Consider the following 10,628-nt stretch of genomic DNA (forward strand, 5'->3'; position numbering starts at 1 on the left):
TGCAGAGGCTTTCTGTGTCGTCGTCATCCACGCCCCCAGCCCCGCACGCCGATATTCGCGCGCTGTACATCGATCATCACGCCTGGTTGCTGGGCTGGTTGCGCAGGCGGCTGCACCACGGTGACAGCGCCGCCGACCTGGCCCAGGATACGTTTGTACACATCCTCGGCAAGCCGGAGCGGTTGCAGGAGTTGCGCCAGCCACGGGCCTGGTTGAGTACGGTGGCCCATGGCTTGTTGGTGGATCAGGTGCGCCGGCAGCGGGTCGAGCGGGCTTATCTTGAGGCCATTGCTCATCTGCCGGAGGCTGAGGTGCCGTCGCCGGAATCACAGTTGATCCTGCTGGAAACCCTGGCACGCGTGGACGCGTTGCTCGATGGCCTGCGCCCCAAGGTGCGCATGGCCTTTCTGCTGTCGCGCCTGGAGGGCCTCAGCTACAAGGAAATCGCCGTGCGCCTGGCCGTGAGCCTCGGGTCGGTGGAGAAGTACATGGCCTGTGCCATTCGCCATTGCTATCTGGCTCAGCGATGAGCGCACATCCCCTGCCCGATAACGTACTGGACCAAGCCATCGGTTGGCTGGTGCGGATCGAATCCTCCGGTTCAAACCCTCAAGTGCTGGCAGCCTGCCTGGATTGGCGCCAAGCCGAAGCGCTGCATGAAACCGCCTGGCAAGCGCTGCAAAAAAGCGACGCGGCCTTCCAAGGGCTGGGCGCGCTGCCGGGCACAGTGGCGCTGGATACGTTGGAGCGCTTGCACAGCGGCCATCACAGCCGGCGCCACGCGCTCAAATTGCTGGGGATGGGATTGCTCATCACCGGGGCCGCCGGCTGGCAACTGCGTGACAGCACGCAGCTGCCCTGGGGCGCGGACTATGCCACCGGGGTGGGCGAACGGCGTCAGTTCCTGCTGCAGGATGGCACGCGCCTGCAACTGAACACCGCCAGTTCAGTCGACGTCGAATTCACTGCCCAGCGCCGGCTGATCAACCTGCGGCGCGGTGAAATATTTGTCGATACCGGCAAGGACGGCGCCGCACCTGATGGGCGTCGCAGTTTCTGGGTCAGCACCCGGCACGCGCGGCTGCAGGCCATCGGCACCGCCTTCGGCGTGCGTGATGAAGAACACGGCACCCGGGTTCGGGTCGAGGACGGCGTGGTGGCCATTCACAGCAAGGGCGATCCGATCCTGATTGCCGCCGGTGAGGAATACCTGATCAATCTCGACGGCAGCCAACGCGTCGAGGCCAGCACCCTCAACGCCAGCGCCTGGACCCGCGGGCAACTGGTAGCCAAGCGCATGCGCCTGGGCGACCTGACCGCCGAATTGGCGCGTTACCGTCACGGCTGGTTGCGCTGCGATCCCGCCATCGCGCAACTGGAGGTGTCGGGGGTCTTCCAGCTGGATGACATCGACCGCGCGTTGAGCGCCCTGAGCGATTCGCTACCGGTACGTGTCGAACGCTTTACGCCGCTCTGGACCCGCGTGATCGCCCGTTGAGCCAGACGAGAAATAATCGCAAAAAGATTTACGGGTTTTGCCCCGTCCTTCGACAAACAGGACATACCCCCTGTTATTCGAAAGGAGCTCGTCGTTCATGTCCTCTGCTTTGATTTCCCCTCGGTCGCTGTCACGCAGTGCCCTTGCACTTGCCCTCCAGGGCATCCTACTGGCCAGCGTTGCGGTGCAGGCCGCGCAGGCGGACAGTCGTCATTACGAATTGGCCGCCGGTCCACTGGAGGAGTCGCTCAACAGTTTCGCCCAGGCGGCCGGGATCACCTTGCCCTTCGACCCGGCGCTGGTGCAAGGCAAGCGCGCGCCGGCACTGCGCGGGGACTACGACGTACACGAAGGTCTCAGCCGCCTGTTGAATGACAGCAACCTGAGCGTTATGCGCAGTGCCAGCGGCAACTACCTGCTGGTACCGCGCGGCGGCGATTCCGGGGCGCTTGAGTTGGGCGCCACCAACATCAGCGGCCTGAACCTCGGGGCTACGACCGAAAACAGCAGCTCCTACACCACCGGCGCCATGCAGACCGCAACCAAGCTGCCATTGTCCCTACGGGAAACGCCGCAGTCGGTCACCGTGATTACCCGTCAACGCATGGACGACCAAGGCATGCGCAGCCTCGACGATGTGGTCCAGGCCACCCCCGGGCTGCGCCTGGCCGCCGCACGCCCGGCCAATAGCGAGTTCTTTGCCCGTGGTTTCCCCATCACCAACCTGATGTTCGACGGCCTGCCCACCACCTACAACGCTGACTGGGTCGCCACCGCCGACCTCGCCCCCTACGACCGTGTCGAAGTGGTGCGCGGCGCCACCGGCATGATGCAAGGCGCCGGCAACCCCTCGGCCGCCATCAACATGGTGCGCAAGCGTCCCACCCAGGTTTTCCAGGCGAGCATCACCGCCAGCGCCGGCAGCTGGGACAACTATCGCAGCGAGCTGGACGTCAGCGGCCCGGTCAACGACAGCGGCACCCTGCGCGGCCGTTTTGTCGGTGCCTACCACGACAAGGACAGCTATCAGGATTACGCCGGCCGCGAACGCGGCGTGTTCTACGGCGTCAGCGAGTACGACCTGAGCGACAGCATCACCCTGACCCTCGGTGCCTCCGAGCAGAACGACAATAACAACATCAACTGGGGCGGCTTGCCGGTGAGCCCCAATGGCAGCCACATGGGCTTTTCACGCTCAAAGACCTTCGGCTACAGCTGGTCGCACCAGGACATCGACAACAAGACCCTGTTCGCCGAGCTCGACCAGCGCTTCGACAACGACTGGCGCCTGCACCTGGGCGCGTCGAAAAACTGGTCCGAGTTCAAGATGATGGGCGCCGTACTGGAGCGCAACAACGACGCCACCTACCGCCAACGCGTGTTCAACCAGGGCCGTGACTTCGACCAGTCCACCTACGACTTCTTCGCCAGCGGACCCTTCGCCCTCCTCGGCCGTCAGCATGAACTGGTGGTGGGCGCCAGCAAGCGCCAACTCAAGACCGAGGCCGTCGGCGGCACGGTGTTCGTCGACAACATCGACATCAACCGCTTCAACCCCGGTGGCCTGGCGCGGCCGAGCGTGCCGGACGTCTACACCCTCAGCGAGAAGGTCGATCAGGAAGGGCTCTACGTCACCACCCGCTGGAACCTCGCCGACCCGCTCAAAGTCATCCTTGGCGCCCGCCTGGACTGGTACGACGCGACCTCGATCTATGACCAGATCAACGACCAGTACTACACCTCGGGCAAAACCCGCGAGGTACGTCACCTCACCCGTTACGCCGGTGTCATCTACGACCTGGACGACAACCACTCGGTGTACGCCAGCTACACCGACATCTTCCAGCCCCAGACCGAAAAGAACGGCGAAGGTGGCGGGATCAAGCCCATCACCGGGGAAAACTACGAAGTGGGCATCAAGGGCGAATACTTTGGCGGCGCACTGAATGCCAGTGCCTCGGTGTTCCAGATCGACCAGCTCAACCGGGCGGCAGAAGTGGCGGACGCCAGAACCTGCACATTCATCCCGGTCGGCGCCTACGGTTGCTACGAGGCCGCGGGCAAAGTGCGCAGCCAGGGCGTGGAGCTGGAGATCAACGGCGCACTGACCCCGAACTGGCAGGTGGGCGCCGGCTACACCTTCGCCCAGGCCAAGTACGAAAAAGATGCCGACGCCGCCAAGGAAGGCACCCTGTTCGACACTGACGTACCGCGCCACATGTTCAAGGCCAGCACCACCTATCGCCTGCAAGGCGAGCTGAACCGCTGGCGGATCGGCGCCAACCTCTACAGCCAGAGCAGCACCTACAACAAGGGCCGCAATGTGTTCGGCAACTTCCAGATCGAGCAAGAGGCCTATGCCTTGGTGGGACTGATGGCCGGGTATCAGGTCAATAAACACCTGGACACCCAGCTGAACATCAACAACGTGTTCGACAAAAAGTACTATCAGGGGATTGCCAGCAACTCCACGTGGAGCCCGTATGATGTGTACGGCGACCCGCGTAACTTTACGGTCACGGCTAAGTACAGTTTCTGACGGGATGCAAGCGTTCGACACATCGATCCTGCTGCGGCAGAGCCTGGGACGATGTGGGCGAACGAGGTCAACGCGGAGCTTGGCTGACACCGCAGCCTTGCGCCAGAATCAGCCGCTGAACACGACGAGCAGCCCCCCAGTCAAGGAGACACCCCATGAAAACCCTAGTGATCGGCGCCAGCAAAGGCCTGGGCAAAGCCCTCATCGAAGGCCTCGGCGAGCCCGGCGATACGCTGATCGGCGTGTCCCGCAGCCAGCCCGAGCACCTGGACCACCAGGCTGGCGTCAGCGTGCACTGGGTCGAGGCCAACCTGGCCGAACCCGCCGCAGCCGCGCAGGTCATCGCCGCGGCGGTCGCCGAAGACGGGCTGGATACGCTGATCTATAACCTGGGCATCTGGGAAGAATTCGCCTTCGACCCGGCGTACAACTTCCTGACAGACGACGACAGCCAGATCGAAGCCATTGTGGCCTGCAACATCACCTCGACCCTGCTGCTGATCAAGCGGCTGTTGCCGGTGCTGCTCAACAGCGCAACCCCCAGGATCATCCTCACCGGCTCGACCTCCGGCCTGCCGCAAAGTGGCCGCCCGGAAGTGACCTTTGGTGCCTCCAAGTTCGCCTTGCGCGGTATCGCCGACGCCTTACGTGAAGGCTATCGCCAGCAGCGACTGGGCGTGACGTGCCTGAACCTGGGCTACCTGAATACCGAAGACCCACTGAGCACGCCGCGCGAGCTTGCCGCGCAACGGGCTGAGGGCCACGCGATTCCCGTGCACGATGTGGTGCAGGTGGTGCGCATGGCGTTGAGCCTGTCCTCGGCGAGTTTCGTCAAGGACATCACGTTGCCAGCCATCCTGGACGAGCGTTTTTAGGCCGGCGAACGCTGGGCATTGTCTAGACTTCACTCAGCCATTTTCCGTGGAGACCCGCCATGCCCAGCAAAACCACGCTCTGCCTCTGGTACAACGGCACCGCCCTGGACGCCGCCACCTTTTACGCCAAGACCTTCCCGGACAGCCGCGTCGTTGCCACGCACCTCGCCCCCGGTGACTTCCCATCGGGCCGGCAAGGCGATGTGTTGACCGTCGAGTTCATTGTCATGGGCATCCCCTGCCTTGGCTTGAACGGCGGCCCGGCGTTTCCCCACACTGAGGCGTTTTCGTTCCAGGTGGCCACCGACGACCAGGCCGAAACCGACCGCTATTGGCACGCCATCATCGACAACGGCGGCCAGGCGAGCGCCTGCGGCTGGTGCAAGGACCAGTGGGGGCTGTCGTGGCAGATCACGCCACGGGCCTTGACCGCTGCGGTGACCCATCCCGACCCCGCCACCGCCAAGCGCGCGTTCGATGCGATGATGACCATGACCAGGATCGACATTGCTGCCATAGAGGCCGCCGTCGCCGGTGCTTGACACATTCCCTCACATCCCCTGAAGATGGTCGCCTCATTCAGGGTGTGACAATTCATGTCTACTAAGTCGCTGGTCAACCTTTCCGTCATTGGCTCGATTGCCAAGGCGCAAGGTTGCGTGGCGCACGCCCTCAAATCGAAGAAACAGTCGCTCATGTGACCGGGGCGCGCTGTCCCGTCAGATGAGCTGACAGGACATTGAGCGCGACGGTCTCCCCCCTTGCACAATTCCCTCTGCCCTTCTGACGGTGACTTGATCGGTCAATCATCAGGAGAAAGTGCATGTCAGCGTTTCAAGGTATCTGGGTTCCCGTGGTCACGCCATTCCAGGATGGCGCCATCGATTTTGGCGGCCTGCAACGGCTGGTGGGTCACCTGCTGGAAAGACACGTGGCCGGGATCATGGTGTGCACCACCACGGGCGAAGCGGCATCACTGAGCCGGCCAGAACAACTGGCGGTGCTGGATGCGGTGTTGCAGCAGGTTCCTGCGCAGCGTGTGGTGATGGGCCTGGCGGGCAATAACCAGATTGAACTGCTGCAGTTCCAGGAGGAAGTCCTCAAGCGCCCGGTCGCCGGATTGCTGGTGCCAGCACCGAGTTACATCCGCCCGTCCCAGGCCGGGCTGGAAGCGTTTTTCCGCACGGTGGCCGATGCTTCCAGCGTGCCGGTCATCCTCTATGACATTCCCTACCGCACCGGCGTGACCTTCGAGCAGGCAACCTTGCTGACTATCGTCAGCCATCCGCGCATCCAGGCCATCAAGGATTGCGGTGGCAACCTGGGCAATACCCTGGCGCTGTTGGCCAGCGGCCAGGTGGACGTGTTGTGCGGCGAAGACCAGCAGATCTTCAACGCGCTGTGCCTGGGCGCCAGTGGCGCGATTGCAGCGTCGGCCCATGTGCAGACAGAACGGTTCGTGGCGCTGTGGCAGCAGGTGCGGGACAACCAGTTGGCCGAGGCGCGGGCGACATTTTTCCAATTGCTGCCACTGATCAACACCATGTTTATTGAACCCAATCCCGCGCCGGTGAAAGCCGCACTGGCCCTGGAAGGCTTGATCGACAGTGAACTGCGGGCGCCCATGCAGCGCGCCAGTGAAACAGTCATCGCCCGGCTCAAACAGTTGTAGGAAGGCACTTACAGTGCAGTTCAGCATAGGCTGCGCCGGTTACCAATCGTTATATTTTCCCTTGCCGTTGGGGCGTTTGCCGGCTGGATCGCTGCCGGACAGGCGCGTAAGGTCGGCTGCACTCTGCGCCGCTTGGGAATATGCGATGAAGTTACTGCGTTTGCTGGTGCTGCTCAGCCTGGTGGGTTGCGCCGACCGCTCCACGGCGCTGTCCGCCCCCAGCCCTACCAGCTTCGAACAGTACCGCCAGCAAACGCTGGCGAGGCTGGAGCGTGACCGGCGCTTCCAAAACCCCGACCACGGGCTGGAACTGGACTGGAATGCGCCGCGCGAATGGGTCGCGCAAACCCCCAATGGCCACGGTGTCCTGCTGGTACATGGCCTGGGGGATTCGCCGGGTTCGTTCAGCGATATCGGCGCTCAGTTGGCGTCACGGGGTTATCGGGTGCGCACGCTGCTGTTGCCCGGGCATGGCACGCAGCCCTACGACATGCTGGACGTCGATATCGCCGACTGGCGCAGGACGGTGGCGCAGCAAGTGGCCCTGTTGCGCCAGGACGTTGACCAGGTCTACCTGGGGGGCTTCTCTACCGGCGCCAACCTGGTACTGGAATACGCCATGGACGACCCTGGCATCGCCGGCCTGCTGATGTTTTCTCCGGCGTTCAAGGCGCGTAACCGCTTTATCTGGATGCTGCCATGGCTGACCTACGTAAAACCCTGGCTACGCGACCCCGAAGGCCCACGGCAATTGCAGTCGCCACTGCGTTACCAGAACATCCCCACCAACGGTTTTGCCCAGTTCTATCGCACCAGCGCAGCGGTGCGCGACAAGTTGGCCGACGCCACGTTTGACCGCCCGGTGCTGATCGTCAGTGCCGCCCACGACTCCGTGGTGGACGTGCAGTTCGTGAGGGAGGCCTTTACCGCGCGCTTCTCCCACCCTGCCTCGCGGATGATCTGGTACGGCGAACTGCCAGCCCCGCAGCGATCACCGCGCATCCTGGTGCGCAGTGACCACTTGCCGGCCGAACGCATCAGCCAGTTTTCCCATATGGGCGTGTTGTTCGCCCCGGGCAACCCGCAATACGGCCGCCAGGGGCAGCAGCCGGAGTGCTGGAACGGCCAGACGGATGAAGGCCTGCAACACTGCCTCGCCGGCAAGCCCGTGTGGTATTCGGCCTGGGGCTACCGCGAGCCGGACAAGGTGCATGCACGGCTGACCTTCAACCCTTACTTCGAGTGGCAGGCCGAGGTCATGGAACAGGTGATGCGCCAATAACGGACAGGCAACCGCCTTGCCGCTGGCGAGTGCTGCGATCCCGGCCTATGGTCCAAGGCACGCCTTGCACTTTGTTGTCCGACCTACGCGCCCCGTAACAGGTGACACCATGCCCAGCCTCTCCCGCCCCGCCGTGCTCGAACTGATCGGCAACACGCCGCTGGTCCGGGTCAGTCGCTTCGACACCGGCCCCTGCACGCTGTTTCTCAAGCTTGAATCCCAGAACCCGGGCGGCTCGATCAAGGACCGCATCGGCCTGGCCATGATCGACGCCGCCGAACGCGACGGCCGCCTGCGCCCCGGCGGCACCATCATTGAAGCCACCGCCGGCAACACCGGCCTGGGCCTTGCATTGGTGGGCCGGGCCAAGGGCTACCGCGTGGTGCTGGTGGTGCCCGACAAGATGTCCACGGAAAAGGTGCTGCACCTCAAGGCCATGGGCGCCGAAGTGCATATCACCCGCTCAGACGTGGGCAAGGGCCACCCCGAGTATTACCAGGACGTCGCCGCGCGCCTGGCCAAGGGCATTGCCGGTTCCTTCTTTGCCGACCAGTTCAACAACCCCGCCAACCCCCTGGCCCACGAGACCGGCACCGCGCCGGAAATCTGGGCGCAAACGGAGCACGACCTGGACGCGATCGTGGTGGGCGTCGGCTCGGCCGGCACCCTCACCGGCCTGACCCGCTTCTTCAAGCGCGTGCAACCGGAACTGGCGATGGTGCTGGCCGATCCGGTGGGTTCGGTGATGGCCGAATACAGCCGCAGCGGCACCCTGCCAACACCCGGGTCGTGGGCCGTGGAAGGCATTGGCGAAGACTTCATCCCCTCGATTGCCGACCTGTCCAGCGTCCGCCAAGCCTATTCCATCAGCGATGAAGAAAGCTTCGACCACGCCCGCCAACTGCTCAAGGCCGAAGGCATTCTTGGTGGCTCGTCCACCGGCACCCTGTTTGCTGCCGCCTTGCGCTACTGCCGCGAACAGACCGCGCCCAAGCGCGTGGTCACCTTTGTGTGCGACACCGGCACGCGCTACCTGTCGAAGGTCTACAACGACCAATGGATGAACGACGCCGGCCTGCTGCACTACAAGCACTACGGCGACCTGCGCGACCTGATCGCCCGCCGCTTCGAAGACGGCCGCGTAATCAGCGTAAGCCCGGATGACACCTTGCTCACCGCCTTCCAGCGCATGCGCCTGGCCGACGTGTCCCAACTGCCGGTGCTGGTGGACGGCAAGCAACTGGTGGGCGTGATCGACGAATCCGACATCCTGCTGGGCCTGCACCACGATGCTGCGGACTTCAACATGGTCGTCGCCAGCGCCATGACCGACAGCCTGCAAACCCTCGACCCCAGCGCCAGCCTCGCGGAACTCCAGGACGAGCTGGATCGTGGCCTCGTCGCAATCATTGCCGACGCCTCCGGCTTCCATGGCCTGATCACCCGCGTCGATCTGCTCAACCACCTACGGAGATCCCTTGCATGAGCCAGCCCGATAAAAGCGCGTTTGCTACCCGTGTGATCCACGCCGGGCAAAGCCCCGACCCAACCACCGGCGCGCTGATGCCACCGATCTACGCCAACTCCACCTACCTGCAAGACAGCCCCGGCGTGCACAAGGGCTTCGATTACGGGCGCTCCCACAACCCCACGCGGTTTGCCCTGGAGCGTTGCGTGGCGGATCTGGAAGGTGGCACCCGGGCGTTTGCCTTCGCCTCCGGGCTGGCCGCGATTTCCACGGTGCTGGAGTTGTTGGACGCCGGTTCCCACATCGTCTCCGGCAATGACTTGTATGGCGGCACCTTCCGTCTGTTCGACAAGGTGCGCCAGCGCAGCGCCGGGCACCGTTTCAGCTTTGTGGATTTGAGTGATGTGCCTGCGTTCGAAGCCGCATTGCAGGACAACACGCGCATGGTCTGGGTCGAAACACCCAGCAACCCATTGCTCAGCCTCACCGACCTCAGCGCCATCGCGAGTATCTGCCGGGCGCGGGGGATTATCTGTGTGGCCGACAACACCTTCGCCAGCCCCTGGGTTCAACGGCCGCTGGAGCTGGGGTTCGACGTGGTGGTGCATTCCACCACCAAGTACCTCAATGGCCACTCGGATGTAATCGGCGGCATCGCCGTGGTGGGCGACAACCCTGAGCTGGCGGAACGCGTGGGTTTCCTGCAGAACTCCGTGGGCGCCATCGCCGGGCCGTTCGATGCCTTCCTCACCCTGCGCGGTGTGAAAACCCTGGCCCTGCGCATGGAGCGCCATTGCAGCAACGCACTCGACCTGGCCACTTGGCTGGAACAGCAGCCGCAAGTATCGCGGGTTTACTACCCCGGCCTGGTTTCCCACCCACAACACGCACTGGCCCGCCGGCAAATGCGCGGGTTTGGCGGGATGATTTCAGTGGATTTGCGCACAGACCTGGCGGGGGCCACACGTTTCCTGGAAAACGTGAAGCTGTTCGCCCTGGCCGAAAGCCTGGGCGGCGTGGAAAGCCTGATCGAGCACCCGGCGATCATGACCCATGCCAGCATTCCCGCCACCACGCGGGCGCAGTTGGGGATTGGCGATGGTTTGGTGCGATTGTCGGTGGGGGTTGAGGATGTGGAGGATTTGCGGGCGGACCTGGCACGAGCGTTGGCCCACATCTAAGGCTTGTCTGGATGCTTGTTTGTGCCTGGGAGCTTGTTTGTGTGGGAGCTGCTTTTATGTGGGAGCTGGCTTGCCTGCGATGCAGGCACCTCGGTCCTTCAGTTGAACCGAGG

General features: G+C 63.6%; 9 protein-coding genes. All 9 read left to right on the plus strand.

The genetic code is table 11. From position 1 onward, the window contains the following. Positions 1-14: 14 nt before the first annotated feature. The 9 genes from B348_RS0119125 to B348_RS0119165 all read left to right on the plus strand — a co-directional run bounded on the left by B348_RS0119125 (position 15) and on the right by B348_RS0119165 (position 10,515). Entirely contained in the window at positions 15-530 is a 516-nt protein-coding gene (locus B348_RS0119125) for a sigma-70 family RNA polymerase sigma factor (RefSeq protein ID WP_017737685.1), read from the plus strand. Continuing rightward, positions 527-1,498: a FecR domain-containing protein gene (locus tag B348_RS0119130; RefSeq protein ID WP_017737686.1), complete on the plus strand. Its 972-nt coding sequence runs from the start codon at positions 527-529 to the stop codon at positions 1,496-1,498. The genes B348_RS0119125 and B348_RS0119130 overlap by 4 nt, the downstream gene beginning before the upstream one ends. 97 nt (positions 1,499-1,595) lie before the next feature. Further along, complete coding sequence (locus B348_RS0119135; protein ID WP_017737687.1) at positions 1,596-4,037, plus strand: TonB-dependent siderophore receptor; 2,442 nt, start codon at positions 1,596-1,598, stop codon at positions 4,035-4,037. A gap of 155 nt (positions 4,038-4,192) precedes the next feature. Continuing rightward, entirely contained in the window at positions 4,193-4,912 is a 720-nt protein-coding gene (locus B348_RS0119140) for an SDR family oxidoreductase (RefSeq protein ID WP_017737688.1), read from the plus strand. 59 nt (positions 4,913-4,971) lie between these two features. Continuing rightward, positions 4,972-5,454: a VOC family protein gene (locus B348_RS0119145; RefSeq protein WP_017737689.1), complete on the plus strand. Its 483-nt coding sequence runs from the start codon at positions 4,972-4,974 to the stop codon at positions 5,452-5,454. Positions 5,455-5,735: 281 nt separating this feature from the next. After that, complete coding sequence (gene dapA / locus B348_RS0119150) at positions 5,736-6,584, plus strand: 4-hydroxy-tetrahydrodipicolinate synthase (protein WP_017737690.1); 849 nt, start codon at positions 5,736-5,738, stop codon at positions 6,582-6,584. Positions 6,585-6,729: 145 nt separating this feature from the next. Continuing rightward, positions 6,730-7,866: a carboxylesterase gene (locus B348_RS0119155; RefSeq protein ID WP_017737691.1), complete on the plus strand. Its 1,137-nt coding sequence runs from the start codon at positions 6,730-6,732 to the stop codon at positions 7,864-7,866. Between the two features lie 109 nt (positions 7,867-7,975). After that, the gene (locus B348_RS0119160) at positions 7,976-9,352 is read left to right on the plus strand and encodes a pyridoxal-phosphate dependent enzyme (RefSeq protein WP_017737692.1); all 1,377 of its coding nucleotides are present in this window, start codon (positions 7,976-7,978) and stop codon (positions 9,350-9,352) included. Further along, positions 9,349-10,515, plus strand: a complete 1,167-nt coding sequence (locus B348_RS0119165; RefSeq protein WP_017737693.1) for a cystathionine gamma-synthase — start codon at positions 9,349-9,351, stop codon at positions 10,513-10,515. Before B348_RS0119160 ends, B348_RS0119165 begins: the two co-directional genes overlap by 4 nt. The last annotated feature ends 113 nt before the right edge of the window (positions 10,516-10,628 follow it).

The organism is Pseudomonas sp. CBZ-4, assembly GCF_000346755.1.
Lineage (GTDB): Bacteria > Pseudomonadota > Gammaproteobacteria > Pseudomonadales > Pseudomonadaceae > Aquipseudomonas.